We start from the raw sequence: 22,946 nt of genomic DNA, 5'->3' as shown, positions 1-22,946 counted from the left end.
GCTGGCTACGCCGGGAGAGACCCGCCTTCGGCATTACTGGGTTCAGTTGCAATAGTGTGCGTCGCACAGTATTATTGTCGGCATGAGCGAGCCAGAGGGATTCGAGACGCACCGCCACGAGCTGCGGCGCGGCACCGTGGTGCTCGCATGTCTGCGGATCCTGCGAACGCCCGGATACGGCTATGGGCTGCTCGAAGACCTCGCTGTGCGCGGCTTCGAGACCGATGCGAGCACGCTGTATCCCCTGCTGCGCCGGCTCGAGAAGCAGGGCTGCCTGACAAGCGAGTGGGACACCGACGAGGCCCGGCCCCGCAAGTTCTACCGCACCTCCGATGTCGGGGATCGCCTCGCCGACACCCTGACCTCCGACTGGCGTGCGCTGACCCAGGCGATCGACGCGCTGGCCGACTGAAGAGAGAGAACCGAGATGACCCCCGAACCGATCACCAGGGACGAGTACACCGAACGCTACGTCGAAGCAGCGACGAGAACGCTGCCGGTCGATCAGCGCGACGACTACGCCGACGAGCTGCGCACGTCGATCCGCGACCAGCTCGACGATCGCATCGAGCGAGGCGAGGAGCCGGCCGCCGCCGAGAAGGCGGTGCTGAACGGGCTCGGCGACCCCGCCGTTCTCGCTGCCGGCTACGCCGACCGACCCCTTCACCTCCTCGGCCCTCGGTGGTACCCGACGTGGCGGCGGATCCTGCGGATCATCCTCTGGAGCGCACTGCCGGCCGTCGCGCTCGGGGTGGCGATCGGCTTCGCCGTCGAGGGCAGACCCTTCTGGGGGATCGTCGGGCCGATGGTCGGCATCACGCTCACCGCGGGAGCATGGATCTTCACCATCACCACGATTACCTACGTCAGGCTGGACCGAGCCGATGCGCCGGTGGGACCGTGGACGGTCGACTCTCTCCCTGCCCATGACCCGAACGAGGGGAAGCCGTCCGGCCGCACTGAGCGGGTGGTGGGCATCGTCTTGGTGGTCCTGGCGATGGCCGGGCTCGTCGTCATCAGCATCCCGTGGGACGTCCCGGACGTCGGGCGGATGTCGGTGCTGAACCAGGCGCTGTGGCCGTGGAGCCTGATCCTCGGCATCGTGCTGATCGCTGCCGGGGGTCTCGTGACGGCGCGGGCCCGGGCGATCGGGCGGTGGACGATCGGCACAGCCGTCCTGAACGCCGTGATCGCGACCGTGTGGGCGGTGCTCATCATCGGCCTGACGGTGGCCGGACGGCTCTTCGACCCGTCGTTCGTGGAGTTCATCGACATCGATCTCGACGCGCAGCGCGTGATCGCGGTGTGCCTGGTGGCCGGCACGATCGCACTTGGCTGGAGCGCCGTGAACGGGTTCCGACGGGCTCGCCGCCCCTGACTGGTCGCGGCCGCGATCCTCATCCGGCCCTGCACACCAGAGATGTCACGCCTTAGATGATGCGCGCCCCGTGCACCGGCCCGTGCACGTGCACCGCGTTGAGCCGGGCGGCGGAGAGTGCGACTTGCAACTCGAGGGCGGCGTCCGTGTCTTCGACGAGGAACGCGACCGTCGGCCCCGACCCGGAGACGAGTCCGGCGAGAGCGCCGTGCGCCTCGCCGAGTTCGAGGATGCCCCCGAGCCCCGGGGCGAGGCTCAGCGCGGCCGCCTGCAGGTCGTTGTGCAACGACTCGGCCAGGCGCGCGGCGTCGCCGGCGCGGAGTGCCTGGAGCACCGCAGTGTCGACGACGGGCGCCGTGCCGTCGGGCACGAGGGTGAGGCGGGAATCCCGTTGGTGATCGAGCTCGCGGTAGACCGCCGGCGTCGACAGCCCGAACTCGGCGACGGCGAGCACCCAGTGGAATGACCCGGTGGCGAGCGCGGGGCTCAGGCGATCACCCCGCCCCGTACCGATGGCGGTGCCGCCGGTGAGGGCGAACGGCACGTCGGCGCCGAGCTTGGCCGCGAGGGCGTGCAGTTCCTCTTTGGCAAGGGCGGTGCCCCACAGAGCGTCGCACGCGACGAGGGTGGCTGCGGCATCCGCCGACCCGCCGCCCATGCCGCCGGCGATCGGCACGTGCTTGTCGATCTCGAGGTGCACACCGCCCGGCACACCGGCGGTGCGAGCGAGGAGCTTCGCGGCCTTGATCGCCAGGTTCGAGCGGCCGGTGGGCAGACCCGAGGCGTCGACGCTGCCGCCGAAGGTCACGCTGAACTCATCGTCGGGCCAGGCGCGCACGTCTTCGTACAGCGAGACCGCCTGGTACGCGGTGGCGACGTCGTGATAGCCGTCGGCCTGCACCGCGCCGACACGCATGAAGACATTGATCTTGCCGGGCGCCCGAACGTGCACTGCCTCGTCGGTCGCCGCGATCGTCATAAGTCCACGCTAACCGACCGCATCGACGGTCAAGTCGAGACAACCCCGAAGCATCGACTCGGCCTCGACGCCGACCGCATCGACGCCGACGCCGTCAGCCGATGCCCCCACCGAATGCTGCTTCGGTACACCCTGCTTCCCCACGGCACCACGCTAGCGCGTTGATGAGGTTGCGCGGGCGATGCGGAGGAAGTCGGCGACCGTGAGTTGTTCGCCGCGCTCCTGCGGGTCGACGCCGGCCGCCTCGAGCACCGCCGAGGCCTGCGCTGCGGTCCCGCCGAGCACCGAGGAGAGGGACTGCCGCAGCATCTTGCGCCGCTGCTGGAACGCAGCGTCGACGAGCCGGAACGTGGCAACACGCTCGGCCTCGGTGCCGGGGACATCCGCTCGCTCGAAGCCGACGAGTACCGAGTCGACGTTCGGGACCGGCCAGAACACCATGCGCGAGACCTGGCCGGCCGTGCGCCAGCGTCCGTACCAGGAGGCCTTGACGCTCGGTGCACCATAGACCTTCGAGCCGGGCTCGGCCGCGAGCCGGTACCCGACTTCGGCCTGCACCATCACGATGCCCGACTGCAGCGAGTCGAAGTGCTCGAGCAGGTGCAGCAGCACAGGCACCGAGATGTTGTACGGCAGGTTGGCGACGAGTCGCACGGGCTCGCCGGGCAGTTCGGTGACGCGCATCGCGTCTTCGGTCACGACTGTGAGCGACGTGCCCGGCTGCATGATGTCGGCGGTGTGCGGCAATTGAGCGGCGAGGCGCTTGTCGATCTCGACTGCAATGACGGATGCCCCGACCTCGAGCAGCCCGAGCGTCAGGGAGCCCAGCCCGGGGCCGATCTCGAGCACGGTCTCGCCGGAGCGCACGCCGGCCGTCTGCACGATGCGACGCACGGTGTTGGCGTCGTGCACGAAGTTCTGCCCGAGCTTCTTCGTCGGGGTGACGTCGAGCATCTCGGCGAGGTCGCGGATTTCGGCCGGTCCGAGCAAGCGCGGCGACACCGCGACACCCTCACCTTCATGCCGATGCGCGTTCATACTGCAGCCCCCACCACGGGCTCATCATGCCACGAGCCGTACACGCGCACGGTGTTCGACGCGAGCTGCGCGCAGAACTCGTCGAGCTCGGCGCCGAGCACCTCGGCCATGAATCGCACCGTGTGGGGCACGAGATACGGCGCGTTCGGGCGCCCGCGCAGCGGCACGGGAGTGAGGTACGGGGCATCCGTCTCGACCAGTATGCGGTCGCGCGGGGCGACTCTGAGGGCCTCGCGCAGGTTCTCGGCGTTCTTGAATGTGACGTTTCCGGCGAAGGAGAGATACCAGCCTTCGCCCGCCGCGAGTCGGGCGAGCGAATCGCCGCCCGAGAAGCAGTGGAACACCGTGCGCTCGGGCGCGCCGACCCGCCGCAGCGTCGCCACGACCTCGTCATGCGCGTCGCGATCGTGGATCTGCAGTGCAAGCCCGTGCCGCTTCGCGATTTCGAGGTGCGCCTCGAACGAGCGGAATTGCGCACCACGACCCTCCTCACCGGTGCGGAAGAAATCGAGGCCCGTCTCGCCGATCGCGCGCACTCGCGGTCTGGCTGCCAGCTCGTCGATCACGGCGAGAGCATCGTCGAGCGTGCCAGCCTCTTCGAGCTCCGGCGCCTCGTTCGGGTGCAGTGCGACCGCGGCGAGCAGTCGCGGCTCACGTGCGGCGACCTCGGCCGACCAGCGGCTCGTCGCAACATCCGTGCCGACCTGCACTGCGCCTGCGATGCCGACGGATGCCGCCCGCTCGAGGTGCTCGTGCACGTCGATCGGAAGAGCGCCGTCGGCGATCTCCAAGTGCGTGTGATTGTCGTAGACCGCGACCGGGAGCGGTTCGGGCAGCGGCGGGTATTCGGCGGCCCGATCGCTCCCTGAGCCTGCCGAAGGGCGGCGAACCCTGAGGTGCGCGGCACCTTCGTTCCCCATCGGCACCGCCGTCACGTCGCTTCGCGCACCGGAACCGGCCGTTGTGGGCCCAGGCTCAGGGAGCAAGGTCACTCCACGACCTCGACGCGCGGGAAGAGCGCCTCGAGTGGCGCCACCTGCGTGCCGAGCGACCACTCGTTCGCCTGGTCGATGCGCTGCTCCTGCACGGTGCCGGCGCCGCCGAGCGCGGTCCACAGCTTGGCCGTCGCGACCGGCAGCACCGGCGAGAGCAGCACGGCGAGAGTACCGAGGCCGTGGTAGGCGGTGGCGAGTACCGTCTCGAGTCGATCGCGCTTGGCGGGATCCTTCGCGAGCGTCCACGGCTCCTCGATCGTGAGGTAGCCGTTCAGCGCATCGACGAGCTCCCAGGCCGCGCCGATCGCGTCGTGGATCGCAAGACGATCGATGGCCTCCCACGAGGCATCCGTCGCTCGACGCTCGACGCCGGCGATCTCGATGTCGGCCGCCGTCAAGGTTCCGGCCGATGGCACGGCGCCGTCGCAGTAGCGGGTGATCATCGCGACCACGCGCGAAGCGAGGTTGCCGAAGCCGTTCGCGAGTTCGGCCTGGTAGCGCGCTGCCAGGTCTTCCCACGAGAAGGAGCCGTCTTGCCCGAACGCGATCGCACGCAGGAAGTAGTAGCGGAACGCGTCGGAGCCGAACGTCTCGGTGATCTGCTCGGGGGCGATGCCCGTGAGCTTGGACTTCGACATCTTCTCGCCGCCCACGAGAAGCCAGCCGTGCGCGAACACGCCACGGGGCACCTCGAGACCGCCCGCGAGCAGCATGGCCGGCCAGATGACGGCGTGGAAGCGCAGGATGTCTTTGCCGATGATGTGCTGCGCGGGCCACCGCCGAGCGAACTCGGCCTCGTCTTCGCCGTAGCCGACAGCGGTGATGTAGTTCAGCAGTGCATCGAACCAGACGTAGAAGACATGGCTCTCGTCCCATGGCACCGTCACGCCCCAGTCGAACGTCGAGCGCGAGATCGAGATATCCGAGAGTCCGCGGCTCACGAAGGAGACCGCCTCGTTGCGAGCCGACTCGGGCTGCACGAAATCGGGCCGCTCCTCGTAGAGCGCGAGCAGCTGGTCGGCGAACGCCGACATGCGGAAGAAGTAGTTCTTCTCGTGCAGCAGCTCGACGGGCTTCGAATGGATCGCACAGACGAGCTGCCCGTCGTACTCCCCCGTGCCCGGAACGAGCTCCGACTGCTGCTTGTACTCCTCGCAGCCGACGCAGTAGTAGCCGTCGTACTCGCCGGCGTAGATGTGGCCGTCGTCGTAGAGCTTCTGCAGGAACTTCTGCACGTTGGCCTCGTGCCGCACATCGGTCGTGCGAATGAAGTCGTCGTTCGCGATGTCGACCGTCTTGAGGAGCGGCTTCCACGCTTCGGCGACGAGCTTGTCGGCCCACTCCTTCGGCGTCACGCCGTTGGCGGTCGCCGTGCGCAGGATCTTCTGGCCGTGCTCGTCGGTGCCCGTGAGCATCCACGTGTCTTCGCCCGCCTGGCGGTGCCAGCGCGCGAGCACGTCAGCGGCCACCTCGGTGTAGGCGTGCCCGATGTGGGGCACGTCATTCACATAGAAAATGGGCGTGGTGATATAGAACGAGGAGCCGTCGGCCATACCCCCAATCCTACGGGCGAGCGGATGTTCCGGGGTTCCGGTTACGACTGGGCGAGCGGATGTCCCGGGGTTCCGGTCACCACGGCGTGCGAGACCGACGGCTCGCGCGCTCACCTACTCGGCGCGAGATCCGGACTCCGCCTGCCGCTGCTCGCGGCGACGGCGGCGAACGCTCCCGTCGAGGATGGCGGGCGGCACCGCCTCCTCGACCTCGAGATGCTCGTGCGGCGTGGGCACGCCGAGCGTCACATCCTGTTCCTTGATCGCCGGCTCATGCACACGCTGGCTCGCGTAGCCGACGATGCGCAGCCCGAGCACGATCTTGCCCGGCGCCTCACGGCGGTCGAGGGCGCGATATGCGTCGGCGACGGCGTTGAACGGAAAGATGTCGGCGATCGGCAACCGTGCGCGCCGGGCGGCGACGAGCGCGGCGACCCTGCCGAGAGCCACGACGTCTCCGGCGTTCGCCTTCACTGCCGCGTCCTGTTCGACGGCGGCCCAGTCGAGGGTCGTGAGGATCCTGGTGCGCGGAACGCCGAGCGCAATCGCCTCTTCGGCCTGGCCGCCGAGGAAGTCGAGGAACCCGGTGATCGGTCCGGGAGCGAGCGGCCGCACCCGTTCGGCGAGGTCGGGTCCGTAGGCCACGGGCAGCACCCCGAACTGCCGGAGGAAGTCGAATCGCATCTCGGCACTCGAGCCGATCACCGTGGCGCCGCGCATGCGGGCGAACTGGGCGGCGAGGCATCCGACGCCGCCCGCCGCCGCCGTGATGACGACCGTGTCGGAGGGTCCGAGCGCGAGCCCCTCGACGGCCGTCCAAGCGGTCGTACCGGCGACGTGGAGGGATCCGGCCACCTCCCACGTCAGCTCGGGCGGCTTCGGCAGCAACTGTCGTTCCGGCACCGCGACGTGAGTGGCGTGCGCACCGCGTTCGACGAAGCCCATGACCTCTTCACCACGCGAGAAAACCGACGCGCCGGGGCCTGTCGCCACGACGACGCCCGCGAGATCCTGACCCTGCGGTGACGGGAACGTCACCGGCCAGCGTCCGGGATGCTCGCCGCGTCTGATGCCGCTCTCCACGGGGTTGAGCCCCGTCGCGAACACCTCGACGAGCACCTCACCCTCGCCGGGCAGGGGCATCGGAACTTCGACGACTTCGAGCACCTCCGGCCCACCGAACCCGGAGAATCGGATCGCGTGAGCAACGTCGTGAGTCAGGTCGTGAGTCATGTCGCACCTCCACCGTGCCGTGTGGTGTAGCCGATCTTCGCGGTACTGCCATTGTCCGCTTTCGGGGCCGATTCCGACAGGGCTGGTCATCGCGGGTGCTGAGGCAGTGCCCGTCTCAGCTGCGCTTGCGCGACTGCAGCGCCGCCTCGTACAGATCGCGGGTGCTGAGGCAGTGCCCGACTCAGCTGCGCTTGCGCGACTGCAGCGCCGCCTCGTAGAGATCGCGGGTGCTGAGCGCGCTTTCGGCGGCGACGAGGGCCGCAGCGTCTTTCAGGCGGGTTCCGGATGCCGCGAGCGCGAGTACCCGCTCGAGGGCGTGTTCGGGGTCGGACTGTTGTTCGGGGGCACCCCCCACGACGATGACGATCTCGCCGCGCACTCCGCCCTCGGCCCAGGTCGCGAGTTCGCTGAGCGGGCCGCGGCGCACCTCTTCGTAGAGTTTCGTGAGCTCACGGCAGACCGCCGCCGGCCGATCGGCACCGAACGCCTCGGCGAGCGCGGTGAGACTCACGGCCAGCCGGGACGGCGCCTCGAAGAAGAGCAGCGTGCGCCGGTCGCCGGCGAGCTCGGAGAGTCGGCGGCTGCGCTCCCCCGCTTTCCGCGGCAGGAACCCTTCGAACGCGAACCGGTCGGTCGGCAGCCCCGAGACGGCGAGCGCGGTGACCACTGCCGAGGGCCCCGGGATCACGGTGACCCGCACATCGGCGGCCGCAGCGGCAGAGACGAGCTGGAACCCGGGGTCGGAGACCGTCGGCATGCCCGCGTCGCTCAACACGAGGAGGTCGGTATCGCGGGCGAACTCGACGAGCTCAGCCGCCTTCTGCCGCTCGTTGTGCTCGTGCAGGGCGATGAGGCGCGGCCGATTCGCGATGCCGAGTCCCGCGAGCAGGCGCTGCGTCACTCGGGTGTCTTCGGATGCCACGACCACGGCCGTCTCGAGCGCCTCCCGCAGCCGCGCAGAGGCGTCGCCGAGGTTGCCGATGGGCGTCGCCGCGAGGATGATCATGCTTCAAGTGTGTCGCACCGGGTGCTGGTTCGGGTCGCGATGCGGGGGTCTACCCCCACACGAAGACGCGGACAGCAGGGCGGCCGTGCCGATGTCCCCGCGCCTGCGGTGAGTCCAATGAGAAACGCACTCACGTTCGGTTGGACCTCAGCCGTGAGCCTGGTCCTCGACGTCGTGCTCGGCAGCCTCTGGTTCGTCTTCGTGTTCACGCTCGGTACAACGCCCTCCTCGAGACGGATGTACCGCCGATCGTGCGCCGACCGACGACCGTGGACGGGCGACGACGCAACCGCCCCTCGTCCACCCGAGGTGCTCACCGCCCACCCCGTCCTCGCGGATAAGGTGGGCGCATGAGTGTGCTGGCCGCGTCGGGAGCTGACGGCGCCGATCGCCAGCCCGTCGGCACCGAACTCGACGCTGACGGTGAACTCGGCCCAGACGCCGAGATCGAAGCCGACGCCGGGCTCGACCCGGACACCGAACTCGACCCAGACACCCGTCCCGACCTCGACCTGGACCTCGACCCGGTCGAGGAGTCCCGAGGCACACGGCTCGACGACTGGTGGGGGCGGGTGCTCTCCACCCCGAGACGCCGAGCGCTCTGGTACTGGGGCGGTCCGATCCTCGTGACCCTCATCGCCGCCGTGCTGCGGTTCTGGAACCTCGGCAATCCGCACGCGATCATCTTCGACGAGACGTACTACGTGAAGGACGCGTGGACACTCCTGCAGAACGGTTACGAGTCGAGCTGGCCCGAGGGCTCCGATGCCGACTTCGCGGCGGGCGACACCGGCATCTACCAGGACTCCCCCTCGTACGTCGTGCATCCGCCGCTCGGCAAGTGGATGATCTCGCTCGGCATGGCCGCCTTCGGCGCCGGCGATGCATTCTGGTGGCGAGCGTCGACGGCCTTGGCCGGCACGCTCGCGGTGTTCCTCATGACCCTCGTCGCACGACGTCTCTTCGCCTCGACGATCCTCGCGGTCATCGCGGGTCTGCTGTTCGCGGTCGACGGCAACGCGATCGTGATGTCGCGAGTGGCCCTGCTCGACAACTGGCTCATGCTCTTCGCCCTCCTCGGGTTCTGGTTCGTGCTGATCGATCGCGATCGATCGAAACGGCTGCTCGACTCGCGGCTCGCCGACGCCCGCGCCGCCGGACGCGAACCGCACTACGGACCGGCGCTCTGGGGGCGCCCATGGATCGTGGCCGCCGGCATCGCCTTCGGCGCGGCGTGCGCCGTGAAGTGGTCAGGCCTCTGGTTCCTTGCCGCGTTCGGCCTCTACCTCGTGATCGTCGACGCCGTCGCCCGGCGCCGCGCGGGCCTGCCTTTCTGGCTCACGGCCGCGCTCCTGAAGCAAGCGCCCGTCACGTTCGTGCTGCTCGTGCCGGTCGCGGCGGCCGTCTACCTCGCCTCATGGACCGGCTGGCTGGTCACCGACGGCGGGTACTACCGGCACTGGGCCGAGGAGGCGGGCAACGCCGCAACCGGCTGGCTCTCATGGGTGCCGCTCGCCCTGCAGAGCCTCTGGCATTACCATGAGGCGGCCTACGGTTATCACCTCGGGGTCGCCAGCCCGCACCCGTGGCAGTCGAACCCGCTCACCTGGCTCTTCATGATCCGGCCGACGAACATGTACTTCTCCTCGACCGACGACGGTTCGGGCGGGTGCGGTGCCGACACCTGCTGGTCGTCGATCATCGAAGTGGGCAACCCGCTCATCTGGTGGGCGGCGGCCGCGGCATCCGTCTATCTGGTCTATCGGCTCGTGCGGTACCGGGAATGGCAGGTCGGGGCGATTCTCGTGGGGCTCGCGGCCGGGTACCTGCCGTGGCTCATGTACTTGAACCGCACCGTGTTCCAGTTCTACTCGATCGCGTTCGAGCCCTTCACCGTGCTCGCGCTCGTGTTCGTGATCGGGCTGATCCTCGGCCGGCGCGACGACCCCCGCTGGCGTCGGGAGCGCGGCATCGCCGTCGTCGTCGTCTTCCTCGGGTTCGTGGTGCTGGTGTCTGCGTTCTTCTTCCCGATCTGGTCGGGCATCCCGGTGACCCCGACGTTCCGGCAACTGCATTTCTGGCTGCCGAGCTGGGGTTAGCGTAGGAGGATGCGTGAACGGATGCCGGGACTTCTCGTCGCGGCATCCGCGGCACTCATCGCGTGGCTCGCGCACCTGGCGTTGCCCGCAGTGCCGATCCTCACCGCGGCGGTCGCACTCGGCATCGTCGTCGGGCAGATTCCGGCCGTGCAACCCGCGCTCACGGGCGCACTCGCACCTGGCCTCAAGATCGCCGCGCGCCGCCTGCTGCGCGTCGGCATCGTGCTGCTCGGCCTGAAACTCAGCCTCGTCGACATCGCCGCGCTCGGCTGGGTGTCGATCGTGACGACGGTCGCCGTCGTGGTGCTCACGTTCGTCGGCACGATCGGTCTCGGCCGTGCCCTCGGCCTGCCGGGGCACCAGCCGCTGCTGATCGCGAGCGGCTTCTCGATCTGCGGCGCATCCGCGATCGGGGCGATGGGCGCCGCCGTGCGTGCCCGTGACGAGGAGCAAGCGGTGCCCGTGGCGCTCGTCACCCTGTGCGGCACGCTCGCGATCGCGGTGCTGCCTGCGTTGTGGCATCCGCTCGGCTTGTCGGCCACCGGCTTCGGGCACTGGGTCGGTGCAGGTGTGCACGACGTGGGCCAGGTCGTCGCGACCGCGCAGATCGCCGGCACCGCGGCGCTCGCCGTGGCCGTCGTCGTGAAGCTCACCCGGGTGCTCATGCTGGCACCGATGGTCGCGATCACTTCAGCGATCGAACGGCGCAGGGCGACGGATGCCTCTGGCCCGCGCCCCGCGATCGTGCCGCTCTTCGTGGCGGGGTTCCTCGCCGCCGTGCTGCTGAACACGTTCGTGCCGCTGCCCGAGTGGATGCTCGTCGGTGCCGACCAGGTGCAGACCGTGCTGCTGGCGATGGCGCTCTTCGCGCTCGGCGCATCGATCCGACTCGGTGAGCTCGCGAGCACGGGATGGCGCGCGCTCGTCGTCGGGCTCACGTCGTGGGTACTCGTGGCGGCACTCGCGTACGGTGCGGTGCTGCTCGGCTGAAGCACGGTGTCGCCCTGCCGGGCCGTGCTCAGACCTCGATGACGACCTTGCCGCGCACCTCGCCCGACTCGAGTCGCGCGAGGGCATCGGCGGCGCGTTCGAGTGGGAACACCTCGTCGACGATCGGCACGACCTCGCCCGCGTCGATCCTGCGTGCGAGCTCGGCGAGATCGTCGCCGTTCCGAGTGGCCGCGAGCGGCCGGAGGCGTTGGGCGACGAACACCGACACGATGGACGCCCGGATGATGCGCCCGAACGGGCCGAACACCGGGCCACCCGTGCCCGACGAGAGCACGAGCGTGCCTCGCGGTGCGAGCACGCGACGAACACGGCTGAGCGGGTGGTCGGCGACGAGGTCGAAGATCACGTCGTAGCGGGCTCCGCCCGCGGTGAAGTCCTCGCTCGAGTAGTCGATGACGTGGTCGGCGCCGATCGCGCGCACGTGCTCGGCCTTCGTAGCGCGGCACACGCCGGTCGCCTCGGCACCCATCGCCTTCGCGAGCTGCACGGCGAATCCGCCGACGCCACCCGAGGCGCCGTTGACGAGCACGTGGCTGCCCGGCCCGACACCGGCGAGCCGGAGTCCCTGGAGCGCGGTCGTGCCCGACACCGGCACTGCGGCCGCGTGGATCGCGTCGACGGTCGTCGGTCGCAGCGCCACGAATCGCTCCTGCACCGCGACGAACTCCGCATAGCCGCCCTGATCCGACTCGGCGTACACGGCGTCGCCGACGTGGAAACGGGTGACCTGCGCCCCGACCGCCTCGACCTCGCCCGCGACATCCCGCCCGATGGTCGGCTGCTTCGGCCGCCGCAGCCCGAATGCGAGACGAACCGCACGCGGCACTCCGCGCATCACGAGGGCGTCGCCGGCGCTGACGGCGACCGCACGAACGCGGATGAGCACCTCGTCGGCCGCCGGAACCGGAGCGTCGACGTCGGCGAGCGCGAGCACCTCTGGTCCGCCGTAGCGGTGTTGCACGATCGCCCTCATGACGACGCTCCCCGCGTCGCGGGCGCCATCGCGACGACGACGCTCCCCACCTTGTGGCCCGTGTCGACCCTGCGATGCGCCTCGGCGATGTCGTCGAATGGCACGAGCCGGTCGATGACCGGCACGAATGCGCCCGTCTCGACGAGCTGGACGAGGCGCGCGAGTTCGTCGGCCTTCGTTCGCGCGTCGCGCAACCCGGTGAAGGCGATCGCCGCGCGGCGACCGCGACTGAACCAGCGCGTGAAGGGCGCCTGCACCAGAATCAGAGCCGAGGGCACCGTGGTGAGATAGATGCCGCGCTCGGTCAGCGACCGTCGGCTGGCTCCGAATGATCGTTTGCCGACCGCGTCGAACACGACGTCGTACGCGCCACGGGCTGCGGCGAAGTCCTCCTTCGTGTAGTCGATCACGCGGTCGGCGCCGAGCGAAGCCACGAGCGCCGCGTTGGCTCCGCTGCAGACGCCGATGACGGTCGCCCCGAAGTGCTTCGCGAGCTGCACGGCGGCCGAGCCCACGGTGCCGGACGCCCCGTTCACGAGCACCACCTGGCCGGGTCGCACCTGCGCAACTTCTCGGAGGAACGGCCATGCGGTGAGGAATCCATCGATGGTCGCGACGGCCTCAGCCTGGTCGAGCCGCGCCGGGGCGCGCGCGATCACGCCGTCTTCGGCGACGCGAACGAGTTCGGCGTGCGCGCCACCGTCGAGGTCGACGAGGCCGAACACGCGATCGCCCGGCACGAATCGCCCGACGCGGCTGCCGACGCGTTCGACGACGCCCGCGAAGTCCCAACCGAGCACCGGATGCTTCGGACGCCTGAGGCCGAAGAACAGGCGGGCGAACTTCGGGGTGCCAGAGCGCGACACACTGTCGGTCGCGCCGACCACGGACGCGTCAACGCGCACGAGCACCTCGCCGTCGTCGATCTCCGGATCGGCGACCTCTCGGATGCGCACCACGTCAGGCCCGCCGTATCGTTCGCACACTGCTGCTCTCATGACGCCGTCTCCTCGCGGTCGGGGTACTGGAACACTTCGTCGAGCTGAACGCCGAACACCCGCGCGATCTGGAAGGCCATCTCGAGCGATGGCGAGTAGCGCCCCTGCTCGATCGCGATGACGGTCTGACGGGTCACGCCGATGCGTTCGGCGAGCTCGGCCTGGGTCATCTCGCCGTGGCGGAAGCGCAGGGCCCGGATGTCGTTGGTCACGCTCGACACGTTCAAGGTGAAGCATTCTTTACACGACGTCAAGTCGTTCTTGACAATCGATGGCTTCGCACGCCGAGCCGGGATGGCCGGTCCCGTGCAGCCTCAATCGACGCGGGTGACCTCGGCGAAGTGCTCGACCGTCGGGAACGGCTCGTAGAACTCGTGCAGCAACGCCCGCCACCGCTCGTATTCGGGCGAGCCGCGGAAGCCCCGCTCGTGCGCCTCGACGCTCTCCCAGTGCACGAGCAGCAGGTACTGGTTCGGCGACTCGATGCCACGCGAGAGGCGCAGGTCGACGAACCCGGGCATCCCCGCGATGATCGACTTCGCTTCGGCGAACGCCGCTTCGAACTCGGTTTCCCGGCCGGGCACGACGGGCAGGAGCGCATGTTCGAGGATCACCCGATTACCGTAACGCGTCTCGAAACCGGCATCCGCGACCCGTGACGTGACGTGGCGTGTCTGCCTGTTCTCGTGGTCAACCGGCCAAATCCGCCTGTTCGCGAAACTCGGGTCTCGCGATCGGGCACGATGAAGACATGCCATTCGACGACAATGCCCGATTCGACGACAACGCCGCCCTCATCGTGATCGACGTGCAGCAGGCCTTCGACGACCCCGTGTGGGGCGCCCGCAACAACCCCGAGGCCGAGGCGAACATCGGCCGCCTCGTCGAGGCATGGTCGGATGCAGCGCGGCCGATCGTGCTCGTGCGCCACGACTCCGTCTCGCCCGGGTCGCCCCTCGCTGCAGGCTCCCCCGGCAACGCGCTGAAGCCCGTCGTGGCCGAAGCGCCGCACGAACTCTTCGTCACGAAGCACGTGAACTCGGCGTTCTACGGGGATCCCGATCTCGGCGCCTGGCTCGAGGCGCGCGGCATCCGCCAGCTCGTGATCTGCGGCATCCAGACGAACATGTGCGTCGAGACGACCGCACGCATGGCCGGCAACCTCGGCTACGACGTGACCGTGCCGCTCGACGCCACCTACACCTTCGACCTCGAAGGTCCCGGCGACCTGCGACTCACGGCCGACGAACTCGCGCGCGCGACCGCGGTGAATCTCGCGGGAGGCGGCTTCGCACGCGTCGTGACGACCGAGGAAGTGGTCGGAGGCTGATTGCCTCGGGTTACGCACATGCCGGAGCCTCCGCCGCGCGCTCGGTAGCGTTGCCCACATGGCAGACCGCGAATTCGGCTTCAAGACCCGCGCCATCCACGCAGGCAACATCCCCGACCAGGTGACTGGCGCCCGCGCGCTGCCGATCTACCAGACGAGCGCGTACGTCTTCGATGACACCGCAGACGCTGCGGCACGCTTCGCCTTGCAGAAGTACGGCAACATCTACTCGCGACTCGCGAACCCCACAGTCGCGAGCTTCGAAGAGCGCGTCGCGAGCCTCGAGGGCGGGCTCGGCGCGGTCGCGACGGCATCCGGCCTCTCCGCGCAGTACATCACCTTCGCGAGCCTCGCGGGCGCGGGCGATCACATCGTCGCCTCGGCGAACCTCTACGGCGGTTCGATCACGCAGCTCGACGTGACCCTGCGCCGCTTCGGCATCGAGACGACCTTCGTGCGCAGCGCGAACGCCGAGGACTACGCCGCCTCGATCACCGACAAGACCAAGGCGCTCTTCGTCGAGACGATCGCCAACCCCTCCGGCGAGATCGCCGATCTCGAGGCGCTCGCCGACGTCGCCCACGCACACGGCATCCCCTTCATCGTCGACTCGACCATTCCCACGCCGTACCTGAACCGGCCGATCGAGTGGGGCGCCGACATCGTGACCCACTCGGCGACGAAGTTCCTCGGCGGCCACGGCACCACGCTCGGCGGCGTCGTCGTCGAGTCGGGCCGCTTCGACTGGCACTCCGAGAAGTTCCCGCTCTTCGGCCAGCCCGTGCCGAGCTACGGGGGCCTGCAGTGGTCGGGCAACTTCGGCGAGTACGCGTTCCTCACCCGGCTTCGCGCCGAGCAGCTGCGTGACATCGGCCCGGCGCTCGCACCGCACTCGGCCTTCCTCCTGGCGCAGGGCGTCGAGACACTGCCGTACCGCATCCAGGCGCACGTCGACAACGCCCGCGCGGTCGCGGAATGGCTCGAGTCCGACTCGCGCATCGAGCGTGTGCTCTGGGCGGGACTGCCCGATCACCCGCATCACGACCGCGCGCAGAAGTACCTCCCGAAGGGTGCTGGATCCGTCTTCAGCTTCGAGGTGAAGGGCGGCCGCGCCGTCGGCCAGGCCCTCATCGAGAACGTCAACCTCGCGAGCCACCTCGCCAACATCGGTGACGCCAAGACCCTCATCATCCATCCCGCATCGACGACGCACGCGCAGCTGAGCGAGCAGCAGCTCGTCGACGCGGGCGTCCTGCCGGGGGTTGTGCGCCTGTCCGTCGGCATCGAGGATGTGGAAGACATCATCGACGACCTCGACCAGGCCCTCACGATCGCGACGGGAGTAGCACGATGACGACACTTCGACAGGCTCAGGACGGCGTGGATGCAGGCATCATCGACGAGGCCACCACTGGCGACGACACCACCGGCGACACGACCGCCGGCGACGCCACGGAGACCGTGCGCCTCGTCAACGGCCTCTCCTGCGAGCTGCCTGCGAGCTCACCGCTCGCGAAGCTCTTGAAGTCGCAGCGCACCTGGACCGGGCCCGACGCGAAGCAGCGCCTCGCGATCCTGCGCGCCGCGAAGACGGTCGCGATCGTCGGCGCCTCGCCGAACCCGGCCCGGTCGAGCTTCTTCGTCGGCACCTACCTGCAGCAGTCGAGCGACTACCGGCTGTACTTCGTGAACCCGAACGCCACCGAGATCCTCGGGCAGCCCGCGTACGCGAGCCTCGCCGACCTGCCCGAAGTGCCAGACATCGTCGTGGTGTTCCGCCGCGGCAGCGACATCCCGCGGGTCGTCGACGAGGTCGTGGCATCCGGTGCCAAGACCATCTGGGTGCAACTCGGAATCTGGAACCAGGAAGCCGCGTACGACGGTGAGGCGAAGGGCCTGACCGTCGTCATGGACCGTTGCATCAAGGTCGAGCATGCCCGCTTCCACGGCGGCCTGCACTTGCTCGGTTTCGATACGGGTCAGATCACGGCCCGCAAGACGGTGCGCTGACGGAACCGGTCAAGCGCTCGCCGACCCGCTGCAACGCCTCCACGCGCGAGCGAGCCCAGCGGCATACGGAGCTGGCCGTATACCGCTGAGCTCGCTGAGCGGGCCCTGTCGCCGGGCGCGTGGCGGCGCGCTTTCCCGACTGGCGGGTCAGTTGCCGGGCCACACCGTTACGTCGAGGTCGGGCAAGGTTCCCGGGCTCAGGTTCTCGGTGTCCTTCTCGGTCAGGTGGCCAGGCCCGAAGCCGGCCATCGGGCCCGAGATCGGAAGGTTCAACCTCGAACTGCTCAGAGCGACCGTGTACGGGGTCGCCGCGTTGTCCACGGCCACGACACCGTTCCGGCTGCCGCTGATCACGATGCCGAGCTGGTGACCTGCCGGCACGACGACGTCGTTGGCAGCCAGTTCGACCGTGACCTTGTGGTTGCCGGCCCCATCGAGGCGAGCCCATCCCCGGGCCAGCACCTGCAGTTCGGTGGTCGAGATGCGCTTGGCGACGTCTTGGTAGCAGGCGTCGTCGGTCGCGGTCGCCGGGCCCCAGCAGGACTCCGTGCTCAGCGTCTCCGCACCGTCACCGGAGGCGCTGACGCGGTCCATCACGCCGTAGTCGACCAGCATGACCGACACCTGCCCGACCGGGGCCGTGTGCGTGACATCGAGGTCGAGGGTCGGCGTGCCCGAGATCCGCACGTCGTGCTTGATTGTGCCGGTGAGGAACTGCAGTCGGTTCGCATTGTCGCCGATCCTGATCGCGTTCGCCTCGCTCAGCGACGTGGAGTTGACATAGCCGGCCGTGGAGCGATCCTTCTTGCCGAGCATCATCGTGCCGTCGGCGTGCAGGTTCAGCGTCTGGGTGCGAGCTGACGAGATCGGCCAGGTGTCGGACTGCTCCCACTGGTTCGGCGCGGTCTCGACGCTCACGGCGGGCTCCCGGTCGATGCCGTTGTCGATGTCCATGAGCTCGTGGTCGAACCATCGGTGCAGGGTCTCGACCCACAGCGCGCGCTCGGAGTCGAAGGGGTCGACATGCCCGAGGCGGGTGAGCCACATCTTGCGGTCGACACCCTGCTCACCGAGGTCCTCCCACCACTTCGAGGCGTTCATCGTCTTGACGTTGTTGTCCTGCAGTCCGTGCATGACGAACACGCTGGCCGTGACCTTCGACACGTCGTAGATGGAGCCCGCGCGGTAGTCGCGCTCAGCCCAGAAATCGGTGTAGGCCCCCGTCTCGTCGCCGTCGTTGGCGTTCATCCAGTTCAGCCGCGCCGAGCAGTCCGTCGCGATGGTCCGGTTGGAAGCGACCGACCGGGACAGGCCGCTCGGATAATTGAAGGACTTCACCGCGCCCTGCCAGCGGTTGTAGTCGTACCACGAGCTGATCGCACTGATCGGCACGATCGTCTTCAAGCCGTCGACGCCGGTGGCAGCGACTCCGTTGGCCAGGGTGCCGTCGTAGGACTTGCCGATCATGCCCGTCTTGCCGTTGCTCCAATCGGCGTCGACGACCACGCCATCGGCATCGTGGGCGACGCCCGTGCCGTTCAGCCACTCCACGACGGCCTTGACCGACTCGATGTCGGAAAGGCCTCCCTCATCCGTGCAGCCGGTCGACCGTGCCGTGCCGGCCATGTCGACGGCGACGAAGGCGTAGCCACGGGGCACGAAGTAGTTGTCGTAGTAGAGCGGGAACTTGACCAGGTTGCCGTCGGCGTCGTAGACCTTGCGCTCCGCCTCGTTGCCTCGTCCGGAGCTCAGGTAGTAGGGGCTCGCATCCATGATGATCGGAACCCGGGCGTTGCCGTCGAGTTCGCGGGGGCGGATGATGTCGGTGGCGATCCGTTCGTCGACACCATCGCCGTCGAGGTCGGGGGCGGTGACCCAGATCGTCTCCCGGATGGCGCTGGCATAGTCGTAGATCGGCGCGGTGACGTTGTCGACGAGGCTGACCGGCGGGTTGTCGGCCGGCACCGCGATGGCCGCCCCCGCCCCACCGAGTGCGAGTGGTGCCGCGATGGCCGCCGCACCCACGAGGGCGAGAATTCTGGATTTCACAAGGAGGTCCTTCCGTCGCAGGCCGGGATGTTATGTGGCAACTTACGGTGCTCGAGCCTGATTGGTCAACAATCTCGACGGTCGAGTCGCGCGTCACCCGACCCGCTGCAGCGCCCGCTCTCGGCGCTGGGCGACGCGCGAGCCCGACTCCCGCCGCGCCATCCGTCGCAGCACGATCGGGGCCAGGATGAGTCCGGCGATCGCCCACGCCCCCAGCACCGCCGCCGTCTCGAACAGCCGCCACGATTGGCCGATCTCGAGGAGCACCGCGTCATCGGGCAGGAACGCCGCACGCATGCCGAGTCCGAGCCAGTAGATCGGGAAGACCTGCGCGATCCACTGCAGCCAATCTGGCAGGCCGGTGATCGGTGCGAAGATGCCCGAGATCGCGATCAGCCCGAGCACTGGGAGCGAGAGGTACCCCGCGCCGCGCGGGGTCGCGATCAGGGAGCCGAGCATCGCCCCGATGGTCTGCGTCGCGACGAGTCCGAGCACGAGCACCAACGCGAAGGTGGCCCACGACCTCGGATCGGCGAGATCGAGGCCGTCGACGAGGAACACCCCCGGGATCAGCAGGATGGCGAGGTACGCGAGGATCGTCGCCGAGATCTGCACGATCTTGCCGACGAGGTAGGCGCGGATGCCGTTGGGCGTCGCCTTGGCGCGGAGGAGGGTGCCGTCTTCTCGGTCGGCGGCGAGCTGCTGCACGACGAGCAGCACGCCCAGCGCGACGAACATGCCGAGCGCACCCGGGAGGATGACCATGCCGAGCCGGTACCCGGTGTCGCCGATCGTCAGGTCGCGCAGGAAGAAGACGGCCACGAGCGTGGCAACGGGCCAGAGCAGCTGATTGACGAGTTCCATGCCGCTGAATGCCTGCCGGAGCTCGATCAACCCGCGCCGGAAGCCGGCACGAAGCGCGGTCGTCGCCGCGGTCATCGGGATGCCTCGGCGAGCTGATTCGCGTCCGTCTCCGCGTCCCGCACGAGCGTCAGATACGTCTCCTCCAGCGAGGCGCGCCGTAGCTCGAGCTCGCTGATCTCGTCGCCGTGCCGCGCGAACAGCTCGCGTGCGTATGTCGTCGAGTCCGCAACGTGCTGCACCGAACGCACGCCGTTCCGCACCCAGCTCACTTCGTCGTGACCGACGATCTGCCGCGCGAGCTCATCGGGAGTGCCGTTCGCGATGATGTGCCCCCCGGTCAGGATGACGATGCGGTCGGCGAGCTTGCCCGCCTCGTCGAGATCGTGCGTGGTGATGAGCACGGTGATGTCGAGGTCGTCGCGGATGCGCCGAATCAGGCTGTGGAAGTCTCGACGCGCCTTCGGGTCGAGGCCCGTCGTCGGCTCGTCGAGGAACACCAGTTCAGGGCGCCCGACGAGCCCGATCGCCACGTCGAGTCGTCGCCGCTGCCCGCCCGAGAGCATCTTGACCGCCTTGTCGGCGTGCTCGGTCAGGCCGACGGCCGCGAGCAACTCGTCGACGTTCCATGGGCGGCGAATCTGCGCCGTCGAATACGGTTCGTACAGGGATCCCTGGAATGCGAGGAGTTCGCGAACCCTCCATTTGGCGTGGTCGCGCCACGACTGCAGCACGACGCCGATGCGGGCGCGCCAGTCTTCGCCTCCGTGGGCCGGGTCACTGCCCAAGACCGCGACCCGGCCCGCCGAACGCATGCGGAAGCCCTCGAGGATCTCGATCGTGGAGGTCTTGCCCGCGCCGTTCGGCCCGAGGAGGGCCAGCACCTCTCCGCGACCCACATGAAAGCTCACGTCGTGCAGCACGTCATTCGCGCCGTAACGCATTCTGAGACCTTCGACCTCGATCGCGAGGTCCTCGGTCATCGTCATCGCGTCCTCCATGTCATCGGTTGACGGCGCCATCAGCTCGACGTCGTAAGGCCCGCTCGAGCGCGGCGATGAGCGCGGCGCGGTCGACGCCGGCGTAGGCGAGCGCGCGAGGGACGGTACCGAGGTCGGCTCGCAGGATGCCGCCGAGCGCGTCGGCGACGGCGAGTCGTTCACGCTCCGCGCGGCCACGTTTCCGGTGGGTCTTGAAGTCAGCACGCCGCAGCGCTTCGCGCACCGTGGCCCCCCACGTCGGACGCGACTTCCGAGTGGCGGCCAGTCGGTCCTCGGCGACGGGTTCGATTCCGGCTGCACGAAGCGAACGTTCGCGTTCACCGCGAAGCGCGGCGTCGACACCGTCGTGGTCGAGGCCGAATTCGGCGAGCGTGTGGCCGGCGACGTCGTGGCCGGCCGAGATCGCGAGCAGCAGGTGCTCGGCCTCGACGCTGGAAGCGCCGCGGTCGATCGCCTCGTCGATCGCGTTGATGATGACCTTCTTCAGCGTCGGGTCGAGAGCGTCGTCTTCCAGGCGGTCAGGCATTGCGTCTCCTCAGTTCGATGCCGGCGACTTCGAGCCGTCGGTGGTGCTTCTTGTGCACTGCTTGCCGGGTGACTCCGAGTGCCTCCGCGACCTGCGTCCAGCTCCAGCCGGCTCGCATGGCGCGCTCGACGGCAGCATCTTCGAGACGGTCGGCGAGCTCGCGCAATGCGACGACGGCGGCGAGGTCATCGGCTTCGGCGCCGGTGGGGTCCGGACTCTGCGGAATCGGTGGGGGCGGGGTCATAGAAGCAACTTAGGTTGCTTATATTGGCTTGTCAACCATAGTTGCTTATCCCTCGTCGTCACACAGGCCGCCGACCTCGAATTGGCCGTTGCTCCGCGCACGAAACTGCGATTGCATTGAAAGATGCACGACGACCTCGAGTTCTCCGCCGACCCCGCACGCCTCGACCTCGATCAGGTGCACACGTGGCTCGCCGACGAGTCGTACTGGGCGATGGGTCGCTCGCGGGCTGCACTCGAGGCCGCAGTCGCCGCTTCACGAAACTACGGCATCTACGACGCCGAGAGCGGCGCGCAGCTCGCCTACGCCCGGGTCATCACCGATGGAGTCACCTTCGCCTGGCTGTGCGACGTGTTCGTCGACACCGAGGCTCGCGGCCGCGGCATCGGCGTGGCACTCATCGAGCAGATCATGGCATCCCTCGAATCTCTCGGGCTCCGACGCATCGGCCTCACGACCGCCGATGCGCACGGACTCTACGAGCGGTTCGGATTCCGGCCGCTCGACCAGCCCGAGCAGTGGATGGCGCTCACGGGACCCATGAAGTCGACCTGACGGCCGCGATGAGGCCCTTCAGGCCGCTCCAGCCTCACGTCGAACTCCATCGATGACGACATCCCGCCCGTAGGCGATCATGAGGAAACTCGTGCCATCAGGGCGTTCGAACGTGAACTCGCGCTCGTGCAACCGGCCGAACCCGATCCGCTCGTAGAGGCGCTGGGCCGCGACCATGTCGGGTCCGGTGTTCAAGACGACCCGGTCGATTCCACGGATCCGGGCGAGACGCATCACGTGCCCGACGAGCAGTTCGCCGATGCCGCGGCGGCGTGCCTCGGCTGCGACCCCGAGGAAGCGGAAGTCGAGTTCGCCGTCGCGCGCGAGCGGCGAGATCGAAGCACCCGCCACGGGCGTCGAGACGGTGCCGAGCAGCGCGCCGCTCGCGACATCCGTCGCGACCCAGACCTGGTGGTCGCGCGCTCGCTCGGCGACCGCAGCGATATCCGCCAGATACGCCGGGTTCAATTCGAAGTCGTTCGCGTACGCACGCTGGACGAGTTCGGAGACCGCGCCGGTCTCATCGGCCAACATGAGCCGCACGCGCACGTCGTCTCGCGCCTGCAGGCTGAACCCGTATGCGAGCGACTCGACCTCGTCGTCCGGGTCTCGCTCGGGGAGCCGTTCGAAGCCGAGTCGGCCGTAGAGCGCCTGCGCCCGCGCGTTGAGTTCACCGGTATCGAGCACCATCGCATCGGCGCCCCAGACGAGCGCGGCCTCCATGCTCGCCCGCACGAGCGTCTCGCCGACACCTGCGCCCTGCGCCGAGGGGGCGACGGCGACGAGACGCACCTCGGCCTCGCCTGGTCTCGCGACCCGTGCGTACGGAGTGCCTGCGCGCAAGACGCTCGCCGTGCCGAGCAGCCGTTCGCCGTCGACCGCGACGAGCACCGCTCCGGATGCCGCTCGCCCCGTCGTGTCCTGTTCGAAGGCGCGCCGCTCGGCGCTCACGGGCCGATGCCCGTACGGGCCCGACGCGAACGCCTCTTCGATGATCGCGGACTCGGCGACGGCCTCGCCGTCGCGGATCGGACGGATGGTGAACGGGGCGGAGTTGGTCTGCGACATCGCTCTCAAGCCTACGACGACCCACTCGCATTAGGCTCG

26 protein-coding genes are annotated in these 22,946 nt (G+C 68.9%); 9 read left to right on the top strand and 17 right to left on the bottom strand.

Annotated elements, in window-relative coordinates; translation table 11 throughout:
- Positions 1-82: 82 nt before the first annotated feature.
- Together AC1C2T_RS11975 and AC1C2T_RS11970 are read left to right on the top strand one after the other, a co-directional pair.
- A complete protein-coding gene (locus tag AC1C2T_RS11975; RefSeq protein WP_495385453.1) occupies positions 83-412 on the top strand; it encodes a PadR family transcriptional regulator in 330 nt (109 codons plus the stop codon).
- A gap of 15 nt (positions 413-427) precedes the next feature.
- Entirely contained in the window at positions 428-1,378 is a 951-nt protein-coding gene (locus AC1C2T_RS11970) for a permease prefix domain 1-containing protein (RefSeq protein WP_495385452.1), read from the top strand.
- A gap of 52 nt (positions 1,379-1,430) precedes the next feature.
- Here the strand turns inward: AC1C2T_RS11970 and AC1C2T_RS11965 are convergent, their stop codons facing one another.
- From AC1C2T_RS11965 to rsmI, 7 genes are all read right to left on the bottom strand, one after another.
- Positions 1,431-2,357, bottom strand: a complete 927-nt coding sequence (locus AC1C2T_RS11965) for a 4-(cytidine 5'-diphospho)-2-C-methyl-D-erythritol kinase (protein ID WP_495360774.1) — start codon at positions 2,355-2,357, stop codon at positions 1,431-1,433.
- A gap of 9 nt (positions 2,358-2,366) precedes the next feature.
- A complete protein-coding gene (locus tag AC1C2T_RS11960) occupies positions 2,367-2,501 on the bottom strand; it encodes a hypothetical protein (RefSeq protein WP_495385451.1) in 135 nt (44 codons plus the stop codon).
- A 9-nt stretch (positions 2,502-2,510) separates the two neighbouring features.
- Positions 2,511-3,395 (bottom strand): 16S rRNA (adenine(1518)-N(6)/adenine(1519)-N(6))-dimethyltransferase RsmA, encoded by an 885-nt coding sequence (gene rsmA, locus AC1C2T_RS11955; protein WP_495385450.1) that lies wholly within the window; start codon positions 3,393-3,395, stop codon positions 2,511-2,513.
- On the bottom strand, positions 3,392-4,315 hold the full coding sequence (locus tag AC1C2T_RS11950) for a TatD family hydrolase (RefSeq protein ID WP_495385449.1): 924 nt from the start codon (positions 4,313-4,315) through the stop codon (positions 3,392-3,394). The genes rsmA and AC1C2T_RS11950 overlap by 4 nt, the downstream gene beginning before the upstream one ends.
- A gap of 68 nt (positions 4,316-4,383) precedes the next feature.
- Positions 4,384-5,943 (bottom strand): methionine--tRNA ligase, encoded by a 1,560-nt coding sequence (gene metG / locus AC1C2T_RS11945; RefSeq protein WP_495385448.1) that lies wholly within the window; start codon positions 5,941-5,943, stop codon positions 4,384-4,386.
- Between the two features lie 114 nt (positions 5,944-6,057).
- A complete protein-coding gene (locus AC1C2T_RS11940) occupies positions 6,058-7,176 on the bottom strand; it encodes an NADP-dependent oxidoreductase (protein ID WP_495385447.1) in 1,119 nt (372 codons plus the stop codon).
- Between the two features lie 181 nt (positions 7,177-7,357).
- On the bottom strand, positions 7,358-8,182 hold the full coding sequence (gene rsmI / locus AC1C2T_RS11935; protein WP_495360780.1) for a 16S rRNA (cytidine(1402)-2'-O)-methyltransferase: 825 nt from the start codon (positions 8,180-8,182) through the stop codon (positions 7,358-7,360).
- 117 nt (positions 8,183-8,299) lie between these two features.
- On the opposite strand from rsmI, the gene AC1C2T_RS11930 reads away from it, so the two are divergent.
- Genes AC1C2T_RS11930 through AC1C2T_RS11920 form a run of 3 tightly spaced genes read left to right on the top strand, consistent with a single transcriptional unit; the run spans position 8,300 to position 11,271 of the window.
- Positions 8,300-8,536, top strand: coding sequence for a hypothetical protein (locus AC1C2T_RS11930; RefSeq protein ID WP_495385446.1), 237 nt, complete (start codon positions 8,300-8,302; stop codon positions 8,534-8,536).
- Positions 8,533-10,281: a dolichyl-phosphate-mannose--protein mannosyltransferase gene (locus tag AC1C2T_RS11925; RefSeq protein ID WP_495385445.1), complete on the top strand. Its 1,749-nt coding sequence runs from the start codon at positions 8,533-8,535 to the stop codon at positions 10,279-10,281. The genes AC1C2T_RS11930 and AC1C2T_RS11925 overlap by 4 nt, the downstream gene beginning before the upstream one ends.
- A gap of 9 nt (positions 10,282-10,290) precedes the next feature.
- The gene (locus AC1C2T_RS11920) at positions 10,291-11,271 is read left to right on the top strand and encodes a YeiH family protein (protein ID WP_495385444.1); all 981 of its coding nucleotides are present in this window, start codon (positions 10,291-10,293) and stop codon (positions 11,269-11,271) included.
- Between the two features lie 28 nt (positions 11,272-11,299).
- Here AC1C2T_RS11920 and AC1C2T_RS11915 read toward each other — a convergent pair whose 3' ends face one another.
- The 4 genes from AC1C2T_RS11915 to AC1C2T_RS11900 all read right to left on the bottom strand — a co-directional run bounded on the left by AC1C2T_RS11915 (position 11,300) and on the right by AC1C2T_RS11900 (position 13,877).
- A complete protein-coding gene (locus AC1C2T_RS11915) occupies positions 11,300-12,265 on the bottom strand; it encodes an NAD(P)-dependent alcohol dehydrogenase (protein WP_495385443.1) in 966 nt (321 codons plus the stop codon).
- Entirely contained in the window at positions 12,262-13,263 is a 1,002-nt protein-coding gene (locus AC1C2T_RS11910) for an NAD(P)-dependent alcohol dehydrogenase (protein ID WP_495385442.1), read from the bottom strand. Before AC1C2T_RS11910 ends, AC1C2T_RS11915 begins: the two co-directional genes overlap by 4 nt.
- Complete coding sequence (locus AC1C2T_RS11905) at positions 13,260-13,475, bottom strand: helix-turn-helix transcriptional regulator (RefSeq protein ID WP_495360786.1); 216 nt, start codon at positions 13,473-13,475, stop codon at positions 13,260-13,262. Before AC1C2T_RS11905 ends, AC1C2T_RS11910 begins: the two co-directional genes overlap by 4 nt.
- A 102-nt stretch (positions 13,476-13,577) precedes the next feature.
- Entirely contained in the window at positions 13,578-13,877 is a 300-nt protein-coding gene (locus AC1C2T_RS11900) for an antibiotic biosynthesis monooxygenase family protein (RefSeq protein WP_495385441.1), read from the bottom strand.
- Between the two features lie 137 nt (positions 13,878-14,014).
- Here AC1C2T_RS11900 and AC1C2T_RS11895 point away from each other — a divergent pair, with 137 nt between their 5' ends.
- The 3 genes from AC1C2T_RS11895 (at position 14,015) to AC1C2T_RS11885 (ending at position 16,603) form a co-directional block, all read left to right on the top strand.
- Positions 14,015-14,593, top strand: coding sequence for a cysteine hydrolase family protein (locus AC1C2T_RS11895; protein WP_495360788.1), 579 nt, complete (start codon positions 14,015-14,017; stop codon positions 14,591-14,593).
- 58 nt (positions 14,594-14,651) lie between these two features.
- A complete protein-coding gene (locus AC1C2T_RS11890) occupies positions 14,652-15,947 on the top strand; it encodes an O-acetylhomoserine aminocarboxypropyltransferase/cysteine synthase family protein (RefSeq protein ID WP_495385440.1) in 1,296 nt (431 codons plus the stop codon).
- A gap of 137 nt (positions 15,948-16,084) precedes the next feature.
- The gene (locus AC1C2T_RS11885; RefSeq protein ID WP_495385781.1) at positions 16,085-16,603 is read left to right on the top strand and encodes a CoA-binding protein; all 519 of its coding nucleotides are present in this window, start codon (positions 16,085-16,087) and stop codon (positions 16,601-16,603) included.
- Between the two features lie 147 nt (positions 16,604-16,750).
- Here AC1C2T_RS11885 and AC1C2T_RS11880 read toward each other — a convergent pair whose 3' ends face one another.
- The 5 genes from AC1C2T_RS11880 to AC1C2T_RS11860 form a co-directional block, all read right to left on the bottom strand.
- Positions 16,751-18,652, bottom strand: coding sequence for a CocE/NonD family hydrolase (locus AC1C2T_RS11880; RefSeq protein ID WP_495385439.1), 1,902 nt, complete (start codon positions 18,650-18,652; stop codon positions 16,751-16,753).
- Between the two features lie 93 nt (positions 18,653-18,745).
- On the bottom strand, positions 18,746-19,591 hold the full coding sequence (locus AC1C2T_RS11875) for an ABC transporter permease (RefSeq protein WP_495385438.1): 846 nt from the start codon (positions 19,589-19,591) through the stop codon (positions 18,746-18,748).
- Positions 19,588-20,502 carry an ABC transporter ATP-binding protein gene (locus AC1C2T_RS11870; RefSeq protein ID WP_495385437.1) on the bottom strand — a complete coding sequence of 305 codons (915 nt, stop codon included), beginning with the start codon at positions 20,500-20,502 and terminating at the stop codon, positions 19,588-19,590. Before AC1C2T_RS11870 ends, AC1C2T_RS11875 begins: the two co-directional genes overlap by 4 nt.
- Before the next feature lie 13 nt (positions 20,503-20,515).
- Positions 20,516-21,040: a Clp protease N-terminal domain-containing protein gene (locus AC1C2T_RS11865; protein WP_495360793.1), complete on the bottom strand. Its 525-nt coding sequence runs from the start codon at positions 21,038-21,040 to the stop codon at positions 20,516-20,518.
- Positions 21,033-21,284, bottom strand: a complete 252-nt coding sequence (locus tag AC1C2T_RS11860) for a hypothetical protein (RefSeq protein ID WP_495360794.1) — start codon at positions 21,282-21,284, stop codon at positions 21,033-21,035. Before AC1C2T_RS11860 ends, AC1C2T_RS11865 begins: the two co-directional genes overlap by 8 nt.
- 123 nt (positions 21,285-21,407) lie before the next feature.
- Here AC1C2T_RS11860 and AC1C2T_RS11855 point away from each other — a divergent pair, with 123 nt between their 5' ends.
- Positions 21,408-21,839 (top strand): GNAT family N-acetyltransferase, encoded by a 432-nt coding sequence (locus tag AC1C2T_RS11855; RefSeq protein WP_495360795.1) that lies wholly within the window; start codon positions 21,408-21,410, stop codon positions 21,837-21,839.
- A gap of 18 nt (positions 21,840-21,857) precedes the next feature.
- On the opposite strand, the gene AC1C2T_RS11850 is transcribed toward AC1C2T_RS11855, so the two are convergent.
- Positions 21,858-22,907 (bottom strand): GNAT family N-acetyltransferase, encoded by a 1,050-nt coding sequence (locus tag AC1C2T_RS11850; protein ID WP_495385436.1) that lies wholly within the window; start codon positions 22,905-22,907, stop codon positions 21,858-21,860.
- Positions 22,908-22,946 lie beyond the last annotated feature (39 nt).

It is taken from the genome of Agromyces sp. Y558 (assembly GCF_059445415.1).
The sequence above is the reverse complement of the archived record's forward strand: the minus strand, read 5'-3'. Positions and strand labels throughout refer to the sequence as shown.